This window comes from Mycobacterium sp. VKM Ac-1816D (assembly GCF_000416385.1).
GTDB classification, from domain to species: Bacteria; Actinomycetota; Actinomycetes; order Mycobacteriales; family Mycobacteriaceae; genus Mycobacterium; species Mycobacterium neoaurum_A.
The window spans coordinates 27,328-47,312 of the sequence record NZ_AOHQ01000104.1 but is presented as its reverse complement, the minus strand read 5'-3'; the positions used below and the strand labels follow the sequence as shown (position 1 = coordinate 47,312).

General features: G+C 65.9%; 17 protein-coding genes. All 17 read left to right on the top strand.

Annotated features, from left to right (window positions below):
* The first annotated feature begins 3 nt into the window (after nucleotides 1–3).
* Nucleotides 4–1,167: an acyl-CoA dehydrogenase FadE29 gene (fadE29, locus tag G154_RS02025; protein WP_019512515.1), complete on the top strand. Its 1,164-nt coding sequence runs from the start codon at nucleotides 4–6 to the stop codon at nucleotides 1,165–1,167.
* On the top strand, nucleotides 1,164–2,135 hold the full coding sequence (locus tag G154_RS02020; RefSeq protein ID WP_019512514.1) for a bifunctional MaoC family dehydratase N-terminal/OB-fold nucleic acid binding domain-containing protein: 972 nt from the start codon (nucleotides 1,164–1,166) through the stop codon (nucleotides 2,133–2,135). Before fadE29 ends, G154_RS02020 begins: the two co-directional genes overlap by 4 nt.
* The gene (locus G154_RS02015) at nucleotides 2,132–2,539 is read left to right on the top strand and encodes a MaoC family dehydratase (protein ID WP_019512513.1); all 408 of its coding nucleotides are present in this window, start codon (nucleotides 2,132–2,134) and stop codon (nucleotides 2,537–2,539) included. The genes G154_RS02020 and G154_RS02015 overlap by 4 nt, the downstream gene beginning before the upstream one ends.
* 20 nt (nucleotides 2,540–2,559) lie before the next feature.
* Nucleotides 2,560–3,714 carry a lipid-transfer protein gene (locus G154_RS02010; protein ID WP_023986336.1) on the top strand — a complete coding sequence of 385 codons (1,155 nt, stop codon included), beginning with the start codon at nucleotides 2,560–2,562 and terminating at the stop codon, nucleotides 3,712–3,714.
* 45 nt (nucleotides 3,715–3,759) lie between these two features.
* Nucleotides 3,760–4,854, top strand: a complete 1,095-nt coding sequence (locus G154_RS02005) for a hypothetical protein (RefSeq protein WP_023986335.1) — start codon at nucleotides 3,760–3,762, stop codon at nucleotides 4,852–4,854.
* Between the two features lie 6 nt (nucleotides 4,855–4,860).
* Complete coding sequence (locus tag G154_RS02000; protein WP_019512510.1) at nucleotides 4,861–5,622, top strand: PE domain-containing protein; 762 nt, start codon at nucleotides 4,861–4,863, stop codon at nucleotides 5,620–5,622.
* Nucleotides 5,623–6,372: 750 nt separating this feature from the next.
* Nucleotides 6,373–7,527, top strand: coding sequence for a glycosyltransferase family 1 protein (locus G154_RS01995; protein WP_081649906.1), 1,155 nt, complete (start codon nucleotides 6,373–6,375; stop codon nucleotides 7,525–7,527).
* A 434-nt stretch (nucleotides 7,528–7,961) separates the two neighbouring features.
* Nucleotides 7,962–8,774, top strand: coding sequence for a response regulator transcription factor (locus tag G154_RS01990; RefSeq protein WP_110807364.1), 813 nt, complete (start codon nucleotides 7,962–7,964; stop codon nucleotides 8,772–8,774).
* 137 nt (nucleotides 8,775–8,911) lie between these two features.
* Entirely contained in the window at nucleotides 8,912–9,688 is a 777-nt protein-coding gene (locus G154_RS01985; RefSeq protein ID WP_019512506.1) for a response regulator transcription factor, read from the top strand.
* 204 nt (nucleotides 9,689–9,892) lie between these two features.
* On the top strand, nucleotides 9,893–11,680 hold the full coding sequence (gene glmS / locus G154_RS01980) for a glutamine--fructose-6-phosphate transaminase (isomerizing) (RefSeq protein WP_019512505.1): 1,788 nt from the start codon (nucleotides 9,893–9,895) through the stop codon (nucleotides 11,678–11,680).
* A gap of 47 nt (nucleotides 11,681–11,727) precedes the next feature.
* Nucleotides 11,728–13,299: an AMP-binding protein gene (locus G154_RS01975; protein WP_110807366.1), complete on the top strand. Its 1,572-nt coding sequence runs from the start codon at nucleotides 11,728–11,730 to the stop codon at nucleotides 13,297–13,299.
* The gene (locus G154_RS01970) at nucleotides 13,296–13,517 is read left to right on the top strand and encodes an acyl carrier protein (RefSeq protein ID WP_019512503.1); all 222 of its coding nucleotides are present in this window, start codon (nucleotides 13,296–13,298) and stop codon (nucleotides 13,515–13,517) included. The genes G154_RS01975 and G154_RS01970 overlap by 4 nt, the downstream gene beginning before the upstream one ends.
* Before the next feature lie 11 nt (nucleotides 13,518–13,528).
* Complete coding sequence (locus tag G154_RS01965; RefSeq protein WP_023986333.1) at nucleotides 13,529–14,944, top strand: FAD-dependent oxidoreductase; 1,416 nt, start codon at nucleotides 13,529–13,531, stop codon at nucleotides 14,942–14,944.
* 9 nt (nucleotides 14,945–14,953) lie between these two features.
* On the top strand, nucleotides 14,954–15,940 hold the full coding sequence (locus G154_RS01960) for an NAD-dependent epimerase/dehydratase family protein (RefSeq protein WP_019512501.1): 987 nt from the start codon (nucleotides 14,954–14,956) through the stop codon (nucleotides 15,938–15,940).
* Nucleotides 15,940–17,379: a hypothetical protein gene (locus G154_RS01955; RefSeq protein WP_019512500.1), complete on the top strand. Its 1,440-nt coding sequence runs from the start codon at nucleotides 15,940–15,942 to the stop codon at nucleotides 17,377–17,379. The genes G154_RS01960 and G154_RS01955 overlap by 1 nt, the downstream gene beginning before the upstream one ends.
* A complete protein-coding gene (locus tag G154_RS01950) occupies nucleotides 17,376–18,836 on the top strand; it encodes an O-antigen ligase (protein ID WP_019512499.1) in 1,461 nt (486 codons plus the stop codon). The genes G154_RS01955 and G154_RS01950 overlap by 4 nt, the downstream gene beginning before the upstream one ends.
* A complete protein-coding gene (locus G154_RS01945; RefSeq protein ID WP_019512498.1) occupies nucleotides 18,833–19,984 on the top strand; it encodes a glycosyltransferase in 1,152 nt (383 codons plus the stop codon). The genes G154_RS01950 and G154_RS01945 overlap by 4 nt, the downstream gene beginning before the upstream one ends.
* Nucleotide 19,985: the final 1 nt, after the last annotated feature.

The window sequence follows — 19,985 nt, the reverse complement described above, 5'->3', positions numbered from 1 at the left end:
GCCATGTACATCGAACTGACCCCGGAACAGCGCAAGCTGCAAGACGAATTCCGCGAATACTTCTCGACGCTCATCACCCCGGAGGAAGCCGCGGCGATGGAGTCCGATCGCCACAACGAGGCCTACCGCACGGTGATCAAGCGGATGGGCTCGGACGGCAAGCTGGGTGTGGGCTGGCCCAAGGAGTACGGCGGGCTCGGCTTCGGGCCGATCGAGCAGCAGATCTTCATCAACGAGGCCAACCGCGCCGATATCCCGCTGCCGATGGTCACGCTGCAGACGGTGGGCCCCACCCTGCAGGTGCACGGGACCGAACTGCAGAAGAAGAAGTTCCTGCCCGGGATCCTGGCCGGCGAGGTGCATTTCGCGATCGGTTACTCCGAGCCGGAGGCGGGCACCGACCTCGCCTCGTTGCGGACCACCGCGGTGCGCCACGGTGACGAGTACATCGTCAACGGCCAGAAGATGTGGACCACCGGCGCCCATGACGCCGACTACATCTGGCTGGCCTGCCGCACCGATCCGGAAGCGGCCAAGCACAAGGGTATTTCGATCCTGATCGTCGATACCAAGGATCCCGGCTACTCCTGGACGCCGATCATCCTCAGCGATGGGGCGCACCACACCAACGCGTCGTATTACAACGACGTCCGGGTGCCCGCCGACATGCTGGTCGGCGAGGAACACGGCGGCTGGAAGCTCATCACGACCCAGCTCAACCACGAGCGCGTCGGGCTCGGCCCGGCCGGACGCATCGCCGGGATCTACGACGAGGTCCACGAGTGGGCGTGCATGCCGGGATCCGATGGTGTCGTGCCGATCGAACAGGACGACGCGCGTCGGCTGCTGGCCCAGATCAAATCGATCTGGCGGATCAACGAGTTGCTGAACTGGCAGGTGGCCGCCTCGGGCGAGACCATCGCAGTGGCCGATGCGGCGGCGACGAAGGTCTTCTCCACCGAGCGCATCCAAGAGGTCGGCCGGCTGGCCGAAGAGGTCGTCGGCCGCTACGGCAACCCCGCCGATGCCCACACCGGCAGGCTGCTGGACTGGTTGGACAAGATGACCAAACGCAATCTGGTGATCACCTTCGGTGGCGGCGTCAACGAGGTCATGCGCGAAATGATCGCGGCGTCGGGGTTGAAGGTGCCGAGGGTGACCCGGTGAGCGATCTGCAGGCGGGTATCGAGGCCGTCCTTGCGGCGGGCAGCAGCAGCCCGACCGTCGCGCGCGACCCAGTGAACCAACCCATGATCCATCACTGGGTCGATGCGGTCGGGGACAAGAACCCGATCTACGTCGATGCCGAGGCGGCCCGCGCCGCAGGTCATCCGGGTATCGTCGCCCCGCCGGCGATGATCCAGGTGTGGACCATGATGGGGCTGGGCCGTTCCCGCTCCGACGATGACCCGCTCGCCCGGGCCATGAAGCTCTTCGACGACGCGGGTTATGTCGGCGTCGTCGCCACCAACTGCGACCAGACCTATCACCGCTATCTGCAGCCGGGGGAGCAGGTGGCGATGAGCGCGGAGATCGTCGGCATCGTCGGTCCCAAACAGACCGCGCTCGGTGAGGGTTACTTCATCAACCAGAAGATCAGCTGGCATACCGTCGGGGCCGGCGCGGAGGAACTGGTCGCCGAGATGGACTGGCGCATCATGAAGTTCCTGCCGGCAGCCAACGCGGCCAAGCCTGAAACGGCCGCGATTCCCGAGGATCTCGATCCCGACAAATTGATGCGGCCGTCCTCGTCGCGTGACACCAAGTTCTTCTGGGATGGCGTCAACGCACACGAGCTGCGCATCCAGCGCCGCCCGGACGGGACGCTGCAGCACCCGCCGGTCCCCGCGATGTGGGCCGACAAAGATGCACCCGTCGATTATGTCGTCTCCTCCGGGAAGGGCGCGGTGTTCAGCTATGTCGTCCACCATGCGCCGAAGGTGCCCGGGCGCACGCTGCCCTTCGTGATCGCCCTTGTCGAACTCGAGGAGGGCGTTCGGATGCTCGGCGAGCTGCGCGGGGTGGATTCCGAGCAGGTGAAGATCGGAATGCCGGTCACCGCAACCTATATCGACTTCCCCGACAGTGAGGTCAGCCCGGCCTGGACGTTGTACGCATGGGAGCCGCAAGCATGAGTCTGACCCTGACCGACGTCGCGGTCGGCACCACACTGCCCGACCTGCAGATCTACGGCGACCCGACGTTCATCGTCTCCACCGCCATCGCCACCCGTGATTACCAGGATGTGCACCACGATCGGGACAAGGCGCAGGCCAAGGGATCCAAGGACATCTTCGTCAACATCCTCACCGATACCGGTCTGGTCGGGCGTTATGTCACCGACTGGGCCGGTCCGGACGCGCGGGTCAAGTCCATCAAGTTGCGCCTCGGGGTGCCCTGGTACGCCTATGACACCATCACCTTCAGTGGTGAGGTCACCGAGATCGACGGCGATGTGGTGACCCTGAAAGTGGTGGGCGCCAACAGCCTCGGCAACCATGTCATCGCCACCTCGACGCTCACCCTGGGGGACAAGTGACACCGTCCGGAAAGGCCGGCCTGTCCGGCAAAGCGGCGATCGCCGGTATCGGTGCCACCGATTTCTCCAAGAATTCCGGGCGCAGCGAGCTGCGACTGGCCGCCGAGGCGGTGCTCGACGCGCTCGATGACGCCGGGCTCGCGCCGTCCGATGTGGACGGTCTGGTCACCTTCACGATGGATTCCAACCTGGAGACCGCCGTCGCGCGGTCCACCGGCATCGGTGATCTGAAGTTCTTCAGCCAGATCGGTTATGGCGGCGGTGCGGCGGCGGCGACCGTGCAGCAGGCCGCGCTGGCCGTCGCGACCGGGGTGGCCGAGGTCGTGGTGGCCTACCGGGCCTTCAACGAGCGTTCCGAGTTCCGGTTCGGTCAGGTGATGACGGGCTTGACCGTCAATGCCGATTCCCGTGGCGTCGAGTACAGCTGGTCCTACCCGCACGGTCTGAGTACACCCGCCGCGTCGGTGGCCATGATCGCGCAGCGCTATATGCACGAATACGGCGCCACCAGTGCCGATTTCGGTGCGGTGTCGGTCGCCGATCGCAAACACGCCGCAACCAACCCCAAGGCGCACTTCTACGGCAAGCCGATCACGATCGAGGATCACCAGAACTCCCGCTGGATCGCCGAACCGCTCCGGCTGCTGGACTGCTGCCAGGAGACCGATGGTGGCGTCGCGATCGTGGTCACCACCCCCGAGCGGGCCAAGGACCTCAAGCACCGCCCGACGATCATCGAGGCGGCCGCGCAGGGTGCGGGGACCGATCAGTTCACCATGTACTCCTACTACCGCGAGGAGCTCGGGCTGCCCGAGATGGGCCTGGTCGGCCGTCAGCTGTGGGAGCAGAGCGGTCTGACGCCCACGGATATCCAGACTGCGATCCTCTACGACCACTTCACCCCGTACACACTGATCCAGCTCGAGGAGCTCGGCTTCTGCGGTAAGGGCGAGGCCAAGGATTTCATCGCCGGCGGCGCCATCGAGATCGGCGGGAAGCTACCGATCAACACCCACGGCGGCCAGCTCGGCGAGGCGTATATCCACGGGATGAACGGCATCGCCGAAGGTGTGCGTCAACTGCGGGGAACGTCGGTCAACCAGGTCGACAATGTCGAACATGTGCTGGTCACGGCGGGTACCGGGGTGCCGACATCGGGTCTGATCCTCGGCTGATTTTACTGCACCGCCACCGGTCGGTGGCGCGGTAATCTCGAGGCCATGGGGATCCAGCCTGATGTGAGCCCATACGGGGGGCAAACAGTGACGGGGCCGGCGTGGCCGAACGTCGACGAGAACGCGCTTGCCGCGGCCGCGGCGCAGTACGACGCGCTGGCGGCCAAGATCGGTGGCACCGTGGTGCCCCAGCAGCAGGGTCAGCTGGTGCAGATGGGCTCCGAATGGCAAGGGCCCGCCTCGACGGCCGCCGCGGGCGAGGCCACCTCGATCATCGGCGGGCACGAGGCCAACGCCGCGCAGGCCGCCGCCATCGCCGCCAAACTGCGCACCATGGAAGCCGCCGTCGTCCAGACCAAGATGATGGCCAATATGGTCGCTCAGCAGACCCAGGCCGAGTGCATGGCGCTCCAGAGTCAACTATCTAGCAATACTCAGGCGCTGGTGCAGAGCCGGATCATGGCGGGGTTGTCGCAGAACACCGCGACCGTCACGGCCAACGCCACCTCGATGGCCAACACCATCGGTGCCCCGGCCACGACCCCCTCGACCGGTGCGCCCGCCGTCGGTGCCCAGCAGGTGTCCCAGGCCGATCCCAGCCAAGCGATGCAGATGATGGGTCAGATGGCCGGTCTGGTCAGCCAGCTCCCGCAGATGCTCGGCCAGGCCATGGGACAGGTCACCCAGGCGCCGCAGCAGCTCATGCAGACCGTCGGTCAGCCCCTTCAGCAGCTGACCTCCATGCTCGGTGGCGGCAGCGGCGGGATGGGCGGGGGCGGTGTCTCGCCGTTCTCGGCGTTTTCCAACCATCCGCTGGCGGGCGGTGCCGGGGCCGGTGCCGGGGCCGGGATGATGCGCGCGGCCTCGTTGCCCGGTGGCGGTGGCGGTTCCGCGCAGACCCCGTTGATGGCGAGCCTGGTCGGTACGCCGCCGGTCTCGGTGGGGCCGTCGGGTGCGAACGCCGGTGCCGGTGCCCTCGGCGGGCTCGCACCGGTGGCCGCCGGTGCCGGGGGCGGGATGGGCGGCGCCCCGATGATGGGCCAGCGCGGCGCAGGCGGCGGTGGTACCAAGCTCGGTCTGGCGATGCCCGAGGCGTTGGAGCACGACCTTGCCGAAGACGATGCCGACGATGATTGGTGAGCCGCGATGAGCGATTTGTTCAAGCCCGATGAGATCAACTGGAATGCGGCGGCTGTCGAACTTCCGCCGATGCCCATGATCCCGCCCGGCGCCGACGCAATGAGCATGACGATCGCGGCCGTCCTGCCGACATTGGAGGCACAGTTGGCCGCCAACGTGGCGGCGTTGGCCGCCAAGGAGAACACCTTCTCCGGCAAGGTCGAGGCCGCCCAGGCCGCCTACACCACCTCCGATGAAACAGGCGGCCAGTCGGTAGGACAGGTCGGCGGAATGCTCGAACAGCTGACCGGGCAGCTGGGTCAGTTGGCACAGATGCCGCAGCAGGCCGCCGGCAGCCTCGGCGGCGGCGGGGGCGAAAGCGGTGGCGGCGGCTTCGGCCAGCTGATGCAGCAGGCCATGCAGGCCGCCCAGGGCGCGGTGCAGCAGGGCACCCAGGCCGCACAGCAGGATCAGGGACAGGGGCCGGGCGGTCCTGCGGGCGGCCCGCCGCCGGGTGTCCCGGGCGCGCCCACCCCGGAGCAGCGCGAGGCCCAACAGAATCAGCGCGACGCCCAGCAGGATGCCCGCGAGAGCCAGCAGAACGAACGGCAGGCCGGCCAGGACGCCCGCGATCATCAGCAGGATCACCGTGAGGCGCAGCTGGATTCGCGGGAGTCGGCCGCGCCCGGACCCAGCGCCGGCGGATCGGCGGCGGGGCCTGCGCCGATTGCGCCCCACGGCCCCTCGCGGCCGACCACCGGCGGAGAGGATCTGTCCCGGCAGGTCTAGGAATCCACGACAACTGTTGGGAAAAAGCCGGGTGCGGTGCCCCGCCCGGATGGGGCCGAGGCGCGGCGTCCGAACACGCGCGGGAGCTCTGCATCGGCGATTCGCCGTCGGCGTCGGCTTTTGCCACGAAAGTATCCGTGAATTGTGGGGACGACTGAGCCGGGTCCGGTTGTGTAGATCCAAGGCTCGTTTGTTGTGGATCCTCGCTAGTTGTGGATCAATGCCCAGCTGGACGAGGGCGGCGTCTGGACGTTGCTGGTCACACGGGTACCGTCTGTGGCGAACTGCTTCTCGTTCGCCACGGATGCCTGCACGGGTGCAAAGAAGCCTTGCCAACTTGTCATGGGGCAAGTAGCGTCTGAGTTTCCTGGCCACCCCAGACCCTGGTGACAGAGGCCGGTTTGAGACGTTCGGAGTTCCGTATCGACCGGACGACCCATTGAGTTCGCGGATTACGACCGCAATGCGGACTGCGCTTGTGCTGCACAAGCTAATTCAGGCGGTGCGGGTCGAAGGACGTGAGCTGCGCGGATTGCAGGAACCTGGGTCTTCCGACGATCGGCCATCTTCCGTGCGGATGCTCGGATGACCCACTCGCGCAATGACATTCACTGTGCCCTTGGTGGCTGTCGCGTCTCAGGGGATTGAATCCTTTGGCGGTGAGAAATTAGATCCGAGGATCTATGTACCGGCCACGTCGACAGATCGATAGTGATCTCGTATGCGATTTGTGCACGGTGAGGGGGCTCGATGAAATCAGTGATCGCCACGGTGTCGAGGATGGCGCTCTGGCGGACTGAGCGTTTCGCCGGTGATTGGTCCGTCGAAACCGGGCTGCCCAGTCACGCATTCCCGCGGCATGACGTCCACGTGAATGGAAAGTGGCTGGCAAACGGCAGATCCGCGGCTGGTCGCTATGCCTCGGGCATGTTACGCGCGCTGGCGTCGACAGGCCGGTGCAGTGTGGTTCTGCATGCTCCTGCCGACGCGGATGGCAGTGTCTCCGGGTGGACCGACTGTCAAAATGTCGAGGTCCGGGCATCCAGATTCACCGGCACAGTTTTCGAGCAGGTCTATCTACCCGCGGTCACGGCGGGCAAGGTGCTCTTGAACTTCGAGGGGACAGCGCCGATGCTCAAGCGCAGGCAGGTGGTGACCATGCATGACGCCGTTCCGTTCCGCCGCCCGGCTGGATTCAGCTGGAACTACCTGTTGTTGCATTTGCTGACCTACCGGTGGCTCGCCAGGACCGCCCACGGTTTGGTCGCCGAGACCATCTATACAGCAAATGAACTCGCTGATGTACTCAAGGTCGATGTCAACCGATTCATCGTTGCTGAGGGCGCCGCCGATTGGCTGAACGAGGTGCAACCTCTTCGGCCGGACCTACCGGTGTGGGGTGACCACTACCTGGTGATCGGCAGTGGGGCGCCACACGAGAACATTGGAGCCGCGGCAACAGCTATGGCGAACTCCGGTCGCCGGGTGGTGATCATCGGGATGCGAAGGTCAGATCCCACTCCAGATCCATCCGTGGTCTATGCCGAACAGGTGACCGATGCCGAACTGATCTGGCTATACCAGCGCAGCTCGGCTCTCGTCTTAACTGCAAACTACGCCGGCTCAGCGCTCGCAGCTATCGAGGCCCAGGCGCTGGGCTGTCCAGTGATAGCGACGGATTCCGCTGCTCAACCTGAGGTTTGCCGAGACGCTGCGCTCTACTTCGATCCAGATGATCCTGACACTTTGATAGCGCAATTGGACCGACTCGACTCGGAGGTCGGCCTCGCCGAGGACCTGCGGCGTCGGGGGCTTCTGAACGCGAGCCGCTATTCATGGGTCGACTCGGCGCGCAAGGTCATCGAACGGATGGATCTTCCGTACCGCCCGGCGGAACGTTGCTGAAAGTGTGGAAAAGCCCGAACTCGATCAGAACTCCTGCGAAACCAGCGCCGAAGAACTTGTTTGCCCAATCAATATCCCTACGCTAATTCATGCAGCATGAGACTCTGTGGTGAGCGGCATTTGATTCGCTGAAATTCTAGATTCGGTTGCGCGCTGCACCGACGTAACTTACTGTCAGCGACAGCTACGCAGCCCAGGACCCTGGTTGCGCCGGCTCAAAACGAGCTCTGGCGGCCTTGAGTGCCGCCGGGCACGGATGAAGCGGGCAACTGAGGGCACCGTCGATAGGCGCCTGAAAACACTCTCGCTCAACAACCCGGCGAATCACTTTGGGATTGCGATCGGGCGAGCGCACAGAGGGGTGCCTGTTTTGCCATATTCATTACGCAGGGGGGCGAAGATGAAGGCATGTGAACCGGCGGTATGTGCACCGGGTGGGTACCGTGACAGTTTCTGACGACGGCAGCGAACCATTCCAGATTGCGTCCGCCCTGCAGCCAGATCAGTTCTGGCCGCTGGGTGATGTGCACCGAAGGCCCAGTACGTTAAGAGGAATCGAACGGTACAGGGAAGGTGTCGAAGGAGTCGGCCTGCTTTACGGCGCAAGGGTTCTGATCATCGATGACTGCAAGCTGTATCGCGACTATCTGGTCGCCGTGGTCACCTCCCATGGCGCGGTGACTCCCGGAGTCGCCTGGGACTGGGCCTCCCTGGTGGCTGCCGTCGAAACGAGCACGCCGCCCGTCATTCTGGTGAACATGCGAACCCGTGACAGTGCGATGCTGCTGCGACAGGCTCTGCAACTGAGCCCGAGTTCGCGTGTGGTGGTGCTGGGCGTCGCGGGCGACGACGAATCGGAGATCGTCGGGTGCGCAGAGGCGGGCGTGGCGGGTTATCACCTGCGTTCGGAGACCTTGGACGACCTGATCCTGGCCATCCAGAAGGTTGGGGCGGGCGAATTTCCTTGCTCACCAGCGGTTTCGGCGATCCTGCTGAACCGGATCTCATCGTTGGCCGCCCAGCGACAGCCGGCGGCCAAAGGCCTGGTCCTGACGGCCCGTGAGGTTCAGATCCTGCGGATGCTGGAAGCGGGTCTTTCGAATCGGGAGATCGCCGGCCAGCTCTGCATCGCCGTCCACACGGTCAAGAACCACGTACACAGCCTCTTGACCAAGCTCGGGGTCACCTCGCGGGCACAGGCTGCGGCCTTGGCGCGCACCATCTTGCCCGCCGAGAATTCTCTGTAACCGGAACCTCGGGGATCGAGTGATCCAGTCCCAAATTCGCTCCATCGGTCCATGTACCAATGACCGTCCTGCCCCGATAGTGAAGGCATGTCATACGGTGTACCTCCGGTCCATCGACCGGCCGGACCTGTGAGCGCGTGAATCCCGGCGTGATGGATGACGGGTGGTCGACCGGCAACGGCCGGCCCCCGACCGAATTGCATTCCGTCGGGGGGGCGCGCGAAGAGTGGGCCGGCCCCGACGGCGCCGGCCTCCTGCGCGACCTGCGGATCCTGATCCTCAACGACTGCGCCATGTTCCGCGACTACCTGGTCGCGGTACTCGCGTCCTACGGAGCGGAATCCCCGGGTGTGGCGTGGGACCTGGTATCGCTGATCGCCGGCTTCGATACCACCCAGCCTCGAATCATTCTCCTGGACAGCAGGACACGCGACAGCGCAATGCTGCTCAGACAGGCGATGAAACTGAGTCCGCATGTGCGACTTGTGGTTCTCGGCGTATCCGAAGACGATGAAACCGAGATCGTTGCCTATGCCGAGGCTGGTGTGGCGGGGTACCACCTGCGCGGCGAGTCGCTCGAGGACCTGCTTGTGTTGATACACAAGGTTGCTGCCGGCGGGTCGCTGTGTTCGCCGAGAGTATCGGCGATACTGCTCCGCAGACTGTCCTCGCTGGCGTCGCAGGGCCGTCCGGCAGCCAAGGAACTGGTCCTCACTTCACGTGAGATCCAGATCTTGCGGATGCTGGAGATGGGCCTCACCAACCGTGATATCGCCGAGCAGCTCCGAATTGCCGTTCATACCGTCAAGAACCACGTCCACAGCCTGCTGACCAAGCTCGGCGTGAGCACGCGCGCTCAGGCGGCGGCACGTGCCCGTGCCATCCTTCGGCCCGAAGGTCCCCCGGGGAACTAGTCCTGGAACCGGGCGGAGGTTCAGTTCGAAAATCGCTCGGATGGTCCATGTACCAATGGCACCGGTTCGCCGATAGTGATGTGGTGCTTCGGGGTTTACTCAGGATTATTCGGGAGGGTCGCTGGTGGTCAACATGACGATGCAGCCGACTGAATCCGGAATCGTGCCAATGCCTTTCACCAGACAACTTTTTGGACGCCGTTGATGTGCGGCATCATCGCGTGCCGGACGGACCGGCCGGCGGTCGATTACCTACGGGTGGGGCTGCGCCGACTCGAGTACCGCGGATACGACTCCGTCGGGGTGGCGCTGCGGACGGTCTCCGGCGATATTGCCCGCCTACGCACCACCGGGCGGATCGGTACCTTGGAGAATCTGCTGGACGGGTGGTCCGGTGCCAAATTCGACGGCATGGGGATCGGGCATACACGTTGGGCAACCCATGGTGCTGTGACCGAGGAGAACGCGCACCCACACACCGATTGCACCGGCCGGCTGAACCTTGTGCACAACGGGATCATCGTGAACGCAGTCGAACTGCGTGCCGAACTCATCGCCGTCGGACACCGATTTGCCACCACGGTCGACAGCGAGGTCCTCGTGCACCTGATCGAGGACGAGCGCCGGCGCTGCGAGGACATCCTGCAAGCAGTGCAGAATGCGCTGAGCAGGGCCCGCGGATCGTGGGCGCTCGCAGTGCTGGAGCAGCAGACGAGCCGAATCGTGGTTGCGTCGCTGGAATCTCCATTGTTGTTGGCGCACAACAGCCACGGCGATTTCGCCGCCAGTGATATCACGGCGATTGCGGACTGGACCGATGAGTTCCGGGCACTGGGCTCGGGCGATGTCGTGGAACTGACCAGCTGTGACAGGTGGCACCGCGGCGGCGTCAGCGTGGCGCCGCCGGCGCTCACCCGGCATCAATGCCGGAGCAGCGATGTCGACCTGGGCGCCTACACGGACTACATGGCCAAAGAAATCGACGAGCAACCGGAAGCGGCGGCCCGGGTGATCGATCAACTCGCCGACGGGATCGCGACCGGCGAGGCCTGGAACCAACTGGGGCTGCAGCCTTTCGAGCGTCTGCGCGTGCTGGGCTGCGGCACGTCGCTGAACGCCGGCAGTGTCATCGCGAATCTGGCGCGCGGACTCGGCAGGATCCCGGTGACCGCCACCGTGGCGAGCGAGGCCGCCACCGATGTCCCGGAGCCCGGGCAGCTGTGCCTGGCGCTGAGCCAGTCCGGCGAAACCGCCGACGTGCTCCGAGCGATCGACACGTCGGGCATGGGCGATTCGACGCTGCTCGCCCTCACCAACAACCCGTACTCCACGCTGGCCCGGCATGCGGACGCGGTGGTGGGATTCCCGGCCGGTCCGGAGATCGGGGTGGCCGCCACCAAGACGTTCATCTGCCAGATCATCGCCGGTTCAGCGCTGATGCTCTCGGCGCTGGTGGCGATGAACCGGCTGTCGCCGGAGGTGGCCGGACGACTGGCCGACGACCTGCGACGGCTACCGGAGCAGCTCGCTGCTGCCGGTGCGGTGGCCAAATGCGCCGTACCGTCGGTCGTGGAAGAAGTGCTCACCGCTTCGGGTTTCATCTTCATCGCGCGCGGTGCCGGCCTGCCCTACGCGGCCGAAGGCGCCTTGAAGCTCAAGGAGCTGACCTATCGGTGGGCCGAACATTACCCGGCAGGCGAGCTCAAGCACGGACCGCTGGCCTTGGTCGAAACCGGCACTCCGGTCGTGGTCGTGGACAACGGCGATCTCAAGCTGGCGGCCAACATCGCCGAGGTGGAGGTTCGCGGTGGCCGGGTGATCACGATCGGATCAGCGGGGAGCACGGTGCCGGTCGTCCTGGGACCGGTTGCGCCGTGGGGACCGATCGCAGCGACCATACCGCTGCAGGTATTGGCCCGTATGACGGCACTAGCGCTCGGGCGCGATGTGGACAAGCCCAGGAACCTTGCCAAATCGGTCACCGTCGAGTGACCGAGAGCGATCGGCACACGGTGAGCATTCAGATGGGAGCACGAGCGATGAGCGATGTTGCGGCGTTGGACGTGAGCGATCCGGGAGTCCTTCTCGACCAAAATCCTTTCGCCCCCCGTTTCTCCTGCGCTGACGACGTGGTGGACGACTTCGTTGCGATCGTGCGAGCGCTACCGGACCATGCCGCCCTGCTGCACAACGGCACCACCGTGAGCTATCGCGAGCTCGCGCAGAGCATCGGCCGTCACGCATTGCGCCACCGGGCTCTCGGATCGGCTGTGGACGCGCCGTCTCGGCTGATCGGCACGGTGGTGTCGCATTCGCCCGCGGTCGTCGAGGAGCTGTTCGGCATTCTGGGAGCCGGGGCGGCCTTCTGCCCGATCGACTCGGGACTTCCGGTCGCCAGGCAACAGCTGCTCGCCGAGGTGATCGGGCTGGACCGGATGTTCGCCTCATGGGACGAGGCGTCCGTAGCAGACGATGGCGTGGGAGCGGTCGAATCGGTCCCTCCGCGGTGGCGGCCGGAGGATCCGGCGTATGTGTTGTGCACGTCGGGCTCGACCGGTCGGCCCAAGCCGGTGGTGGTGTCGCGCAGCGCCCTTGCGGTGACGGTGCGCGCGTTGCGGAACCTGTTCGCACTCAGCCCCGGTGACCGCGTCCTGCAGTTCGCGTCGCTGGGCTGGGACACTTGCCTGGAGGAGATCCTACCGGCCCTGACTGCCGGTGCGACAGTGGTTTTCGATGACGCGGCCTACTCCCATTCGTTCCCGCGGTTCGTCCGCATGCTGACCGAGCGGGAAGTGACGGTGCTCGATCTGCCGACGGCGTTCTGGCACGAACTGGTGCTCTTCCTGCACGAGGAACACGCGGCGCTACCCGAGAGCGTGCGGCTGGTGGTGATCGGCGGGGAGCGGATCGACCGAACCCGATTGGCGCAGTGGCGCGATCGCGCCACCGGCCACATCCGGCTGCTCAACACCTACGGATGCACCGAGACGACAATGGTGACCCATGCGGTGCAGCTGAGCGGGCCCGACACCGAACCTGCCGTCTCCGACGGCGAGGCGGAGTCTCCACTCGGTCGTGCATTGCCCCATGTGCGAGATCACGTCACCGACGAGGGCGAGCTTCTGGTGTCGGGGCCGGCGCTGGCCGACGGCTACCTGGGGTTGCCGGAACGCACCGCGGCGGAGTTCCCGATGATCGATCACGGCGACGGTCCGGCGCGCTGGTTCCGTACCGGCGACCTCGTCACCCGCGACGCGAACGGTCTGCTCTACCCGCGCGGTCGCGCCGACGAACAGGTGAAAGTTCTCGGGGTACGGGTCCATCCGGCCGAGGTGGAAACGCATCTGAGTGCGCATCACGCGGTGCGGGGCGCTGTCGTGATCGGCGAACGGTCACTCGGCCGCACGATACTGGCGGCCTACGTCGTGCCGGTCGGTGCGGTGACTCCGGGCGAGTTGAAGCGCCATCTCCGGGGTCTGCTGCCCAGCCAGTTCGTCCCCAGCAAGCTGATCTTCGTGCGTGAGCTGAGCTTCACGGCCAGCGGAAAAATCGACCGGGCGGCGACCCAGCGCGCCGCTACCGAGCAGGACACCAGAGGAGCGGGTCGATGAGCGCCGGTCACATCATCCAGATCTTCCGGCGGGTACTCGGTCCGGTGGAGGTGGCTCCGCACTCCGACTTCTTCGAGCTCGGCGGCGACTCCCTGTTGGCCACCCGGGTGCTCAGCGCGATCGCACGGGACTTCGCCACGGAGTTGTCGTGGGACGACTTCATCGAAAACCCTTCGCCCGATGGGTTGTTCGCCAAGGTCACGGCAGCGGTGCGATGAACGGGGAGAGCATGCGCGTCGTGGTTGTCGGGGCCGGCCTTGCGGGGCTCACCGCCGCTGCCGACCTGGTGGCGGCCGGCGCCGATGTCACCGTGCTGGAGGCGGATGACCGGGTGGGAGGCCGGGTTCGCGGCGTCGACATCGCTGACGGTGTGGTCGCCGACGGCGGCGCCGCCTACCTGGGCATCCGGCATACCGAATTGCTTGCACTGATGCGGGAACAGGGTCTGAATGTGGTCTCCACCGGGATGACGGGGGACAGCACTTTCCTGCTGTCGGACCGTCGGACGACCACTGCGAGCCGAGTGCCACCGCTGGACGCAGTGGCACTCGGCGACCTGTTCGACCGGCTGGAGGAACTCGTCGCGGAGATCCGGCCGGACAGGCCGTGGCTGAGTCCCCGAGCCGAAGAGCTCGACCGGCTGACCGCCGCGCGTTGGCTGGCCGACGAGATCGGCAACCCGGATGCGAAGACTTTCTTCCCGCTCTTCATCGGCGAGATGATGGCGGCCGATCCTGGCGCGATCTCCGTGCTGCACATGGCCTTCTACCTGCGCTCCGGCGGTGGCATCCGCTATCTCAACGCGTTCGAGGGTGGGGCCCAGCAGTGGCGGATCGACGGGGGTGCACACCTGCTGTGCCGTTCACTGGCCGATCAGCTCGGAGACCGGGTTCGGTTGGGACAGAGTGTCTGTGCTATCGATCAGTCCTCCGCGGAGGTGGAGGTGCAGTGTGCACCGGGAGCAGATGGCACACGACCGAGGTATCGGGCCGACCGGGTGGTCGTCGCCGTTCCGCCGGCGCTCGCGCAGCGCATCGCCTTCCGGCCCGGCCTGCGCAGCCCTCGGGCCACGGCGTCCACCGGCCCCGGATGTGCGGTCAAGGTACACCTGGGCTATTCGGCTCCGATCTGGCGCGAGCAGGGTCTGTCCGGGTGGTCGGTGAGTTCGCACGGGCCGCTGCTGTCGACCGTCGATGACTCTCCGTCCGACGAATCGGCCGGGGTGCTCACGGGATTCGTCACCGGGTCCGAGGCATCGACGTTCTCGGCGCTGTCGGATCGCGAGCAACAGGATGCCGTGCTGACCCACGTGGGACGGCTGTTCCCGCAACTGCCGCCGCCGGACCGGTACTCGGTGACGGACTGGCTGACCGCCAGGTACAGCAAGGGATGCTATGCCGCCCTGTTCGGTCCCGGAGATTGGCTCCGGCTCGGGCCCACCCTGACCACTCCTCATGGCCGCGTGCACTGGGCCGGCACCGAAACCAGCATCGAGTTCTTCGGGCTGATGGAAGGCGCCATCAGGTCCGGCCACCGCGTCGCCGCCGAATTGGTGCACCGAACCGGACCCGGGGACGTGGCGGCCGGCGTGCTCGTATCCAGCCACGCGAGTGGCGCAGACCTCAACCACAGTTCCGTCGAATAGGAGTAGATCATGCGATATCTGGTGACCGGCGCGTGCGGATTCATCGGCTCCACCCTGGTGGACCGGCTCCTGGCCGAAGGTGACGAAGTGATCGGGATCGACAATCTCAGCACCGGCGTCCCGGCCAACCTCGACCAGGCCCTGCGCTACAACAGGATTCGCCCGGGCAAGTTCACCTTCTTGAAGGCCGACATCCAGGCTACCGAGCTGGCCGGCATCGTCGACGGCGCCAACCCCGACGTCGTCTGCCATCTCGCTGCGCAGGTGGACCTCCGCGCATCGGTGACAGACCCGCAATTCGACGCCCGTGCAAATGTGCTCGGCACGATCAACCTTCTGGAGGCCACCCGGCGCGCGGGTGTGCGGAGGCTGGTCTACGCCGCCTCGGGGGGGTCCCGGTATGGTGCGCCGATCAGCCTGCCGGTCGCCGAATCGGCCCCGCTGAACCCGCTGTCCCCGTATGCAGTCGCCAAGGTTGCCGGCGAAATGTACATCCGCGCCTACGCGAGCATGTACGGTATCGCGCCGATCTGCCTGGGTCTGTCCAATGTGTATGGACCACGCCAGAACCCATTCGGTGAAGCCGGCGTGATCGCCGTCTTCGGCAGCAGGATGATCAGCGGGAAACCCGTCACCGTCTACGGCGACGGCACCGCCACCCGCGACTATGTCTACGTCGACGATGTGGTGGACGCATTCGTGCGTGCCGGTCGTGCCCCCTTGTCGACCGTGGGTACCTACAACATCGGAACGGGACAACAGGCCAGCGTCACCGAGGTGCACCGCGCCATCGCCGCGGTTCTCGATGACCCAGCTCCGCCGTGCTTCGCCGGGGCCAGGACCGGTGAGCTCCACGAGATCGCCCTGGATGCAACGCAAGCAAGGAACGAACTCGGATGGGAGCCCGCCGTCGATCTGACCGAAGGGATCGAGCGCACCATGCGGTGGTTGCGCACCACACTGGATCCCGAGCCGGCACTGCTGATGGATGCCTGATGAATCCCCTGGTGAGACGCCGCATCGAGCAGATCCGGCAGCGGTGGTGGGTGGTGGTCCTGGTGGCCGGAGCGGCCATGCTGACCGCGGTGCCTGCACTGCTGCTCGCCAAGCCGACGTATGTGGGTACGTCGACCCTCGTGCTGTCCTCACCGGGGCGCAACCCGGTCGACGATGCGACGATGGCCGTCGGGTACGCCAGCCTTTTCAACGAGCCCGAGATGATCACCCGGTTGCGGGCCAACCGGAACATCCCGGACGACGTCACCTTCACCGGCCGGACGGTGGCCGCCAGCCCCATTCTCGTCGTCGAGGCCACGGCCACAGACCCCCAGGTGGCCCAGCGGACTGCGGCCAACATGGCCGAGGCGTTTCGTGACGACATCAACTCGGTCCGCAAGACGGGCTATGACAAGGCGATCAAGAACACCCAGAAACAGCTTGATGTGCTCCTCAGCGAGCCGGGCCCGGACGGCATGATCAATCCGCTGGCGCCCGTGGTGCAGCAGAAGCTCGACAGCCTGCGGTCCGACTCGACCAATCAACTCCAGGATCTCCAGTTGCAGGCGGGCGTGACCATGATCGCGCCGAATGCCATGTTCGAGATCGCGTTGCGGGCAGTCGGCGGGTTGCTACTCGGTGTGCTCGCGGCCATCGGACTGGCCGCCACGTCTACCCGGCTCGCGAACTCGAGCGACCTGATGGCCAAGACGGGTATGCAGCCGTTGGCCGAGGTTCCCGACGGTGGCTCGATCGAGCTGAACCGCTTGCGCGAGGACCGGTTACGCACCCTGGCCAATATCGTCAGCCTCCAGGATCTGTCCAAATCGATGGTCATTGCCCTGACGGATGCCAGGGGCGCCCGCGGAGCGCGCGATCTCGCGGAGTCGCTGGCCAGATTGTCGGCGCAACAGGGACACCGGACCGTCCTGGTCTACGCCGACAACGACGCATCACAGCACGCCCATGGCGCCGGATTCAACGACGCACTGGTCAACAGCGCGCTGGCCAACAGCATGCTCAAAGACGGCGCGGTCGACTCGCTGAGAGTGCTGGGTGCCGGCCCGGTCGTGGCCGATCGCTACTCCCTGATGAGCCGCGACCGGATCTCGGCTGTGTTCGACGAGCTTCGTGCCGACGCCGACACCATCGTCGTCGCGGCACCTTCGATCGCGGAGACCATCGATGCGCAATCGATCTGCGCCGTGGCTGATTTCACCATGGTGATCGTCGGCAGGCAGTCCTCGCGGGTGGCCGACGTCACGACCGCGGTGGATGCTCTGGCCGACGCGCGGGCGGCGCTGCTGGGCCTGGTCCTGATCGAGGGGAGGGAATGCACCGTCCCTGCGCGCTCGTTCTGGCGCCGGGCAGGTGCCGACGAGTCGGCCGATCCGACGAGCACGGACCGGGTGCCGATGATCACCTGGCGGTCCGAATGAAGGCTGCGCTCTGGTTCGGGATCGTCGCGGCCATGGCGGCGGTGCTGCTCGTCGGCTCGAAGTCCGGTTTTCTGCTGGCGGCCGGCATCGCAGCGTTGGCCGTCGGGCTGTGCGTCCTGATGAGTCCGGTCTTCGCCGCCATCCTGCTGCTGGTGACGATGTTCATGCGGCTTCCGATCCGATCCGAGATCGCCCTGCCTGTCGAGCTGTTCCTCTTGGTCTTCGCCGCACTGGTGGCCGCGACAGTGCTGTGGATGGATCGGACACCAGGCCGAGTGCGTGGCCTCGGGCCTGTCGAGTGGGCGATGGCCGCATACCTGGCGTGCAACGTCTACTCGATGCTCGCCGCACACGAGTACCCGGCTGGTGACCCACTTTTGGGCGTAGCTCTGCCGATACCGCGGTTCATCGTGATCGCGGTGGGGATCCCGTTCGCGCTCTATGTGATAGGGCGCTACGTTGTCGACAGCACCTCGGCGGTGCGGGCCGTGCTGTGGGCGGTGCTGGGGACGGCGACCTACTCGGCGGCGGTCAGCATCATGCCGGCCGTGGGGTTGTCCGACCTGGTCTGGCCCCGCTATATCGTGACCGAGATCAGGCCGAGCTGGGCCGGCCGGGCGGTCGGCATCTTCAACCAACCGGTCGTCAACGGGATGGTCCTCGCGCTGGGATTCGCGATCGCGTTGGTACTGCTCAGTCGGCGCTCCGATCCGGGATGGCAGCGGTGCGCGGCGCTTGCGGTCGCGGTGGCCAGCGGTTGTGGGCTGTACCTCACCCACACCCGGGCGGTCTGGCTGGCCGGCGTGGCAGTGCTCATCATCGGTGCAGTCCTGGCCAAGGGATACCGCAAGGGCTTCGTCGCGATCCTGGTGATGTTGGGGGCGATGGTCGCGGTGAACTGGTCGACGTTCACCAGTGCCGATCGCACGGCAGGTGGTGTCGCCTCCGATGTCGAGCTGGAGTCCCGGCTCAACGATATGCAGACCGCGCTGTGGGCCTTCGCACAGAGACCGATCGAGGGATGGGGAATCGGCCGGTTCCAGTCCGTCAATACAATCCACCACCAGCAGTGGGCCTCGGACGTCCCGTGGGCCAGCGGCTTCGGCGAGGTATCGCATCAGAACGAACTGGCCATCCTGGCCGAGCTGGGCATCATCGGGTTGACGGCATGGATCGCGGTGTTGGCGCTCATCGCACACCGACTGTGGAAGGCCTACCGGACGCTGCCGGACCAGGAGCTGTGCGGTAAGCCCTTGGTGGTCATTGCGATGATGGCACTGGCCATCATGCTGTGCGCCGGGATCACGGTGGACCTGCGGTACTTCGACTTCTCCACGGCCACCATCTTCCTGCTCCTCGGCGTTGCCGTCGGCTGGTCCGACCGGCACAACACCGCCTCGGTGCCCAACGGCGACGACCAGACCGTGCGGGACCGCCAGCTCGAGGTGGTCCGATGAACGGGCGTGCGATCAAGGTGCTGTTCATCGTGCCGAATCTGTCGGTGGGTGGCGCCGAACGGCATGTGACCACCCTGCTCCCGCGGATGGACCCGGAGCGGTTCACACCGTCGGTCGTCTGCATCGGTGCGGAAGGCGGGCTCTTCGCCGACCTCTCGGCGGCCGGGATCACTGCGCGCGCTCTGCATCTGGGCGGCAAGTGGCAGATGATCGCCGCGCTGCGCGGACTCCTGTCGCTGCTGCGCCAGGACCGGCCGGATGTCGTGGTGGTCCGGGGGTACAACGCAGAAACCTTGGGCCGCATCGCCGCCCGTGCCGCGGGTATCGAGCACACGATCATGTGGGTGCACAATATCGGTGATCCCGAGCCGCGTGGCACTGTGCGAACCGTCATCGACCGGGCATTGACGCGGTGGACAAGCGCGTACTTCGGAGTGGCCGAGGCGCAGCGTCGTTACATGTCCGAAGAACTCGGCTACCCCGCCGAGTTGATCCGCATCATCCGCAATGGCGTGGACCCGGCGTTGTTCGATGCCGGCACCGACCGCCGTGCGCTGCGTGAGTTCGGCTGGGAAGAAGGAGATCCCGTGGTCGGGATCGTCGCTGAACTCAGTCCGATCAAGGATCACGCCACCTTGCTGCGCGCGGCGCGCATCGTGGTCGACCAGGTACCGACGGCGCGGTTCCTCATCATCGGCGACGGTGCGTGCCGCGCCGAACTCGAGGCGCTCAGCGCAGAGCTGCAACTCACACCGAATGTTCACTTCACTGGCGTGCGCCGCGATGTCGCGCGCCTGCTCAGGGCGATCGATGTCTTCACACTGAGCTCGGTGACGGTCGAGTGCTTCTCGATCGCGCTGCTCGAAGCCATGGCGGCCGCCCGGCCCGCGGTCTGCACGGCTGTCGGAGGCATACCCGAGATGATCGACGACGGCGAAACCGGCTACCTGGTACCCCCGAGGGATCCGCGGCTACTGGCGGCCCGCCTGCTGGATGTGTTGTCGAATCCGCCTGCAGCCCGCCGCATGGGCCGGGCGGGGCGTGCCCGCGTGGAAGACGAGTTCAGTCTGGACCGCAGCGTCGATGCCGCCCAGCTTGCCTTCGAAGACGTCGTAGCCGGCCACTTCACATCGAGCGGACGGAGCTGAA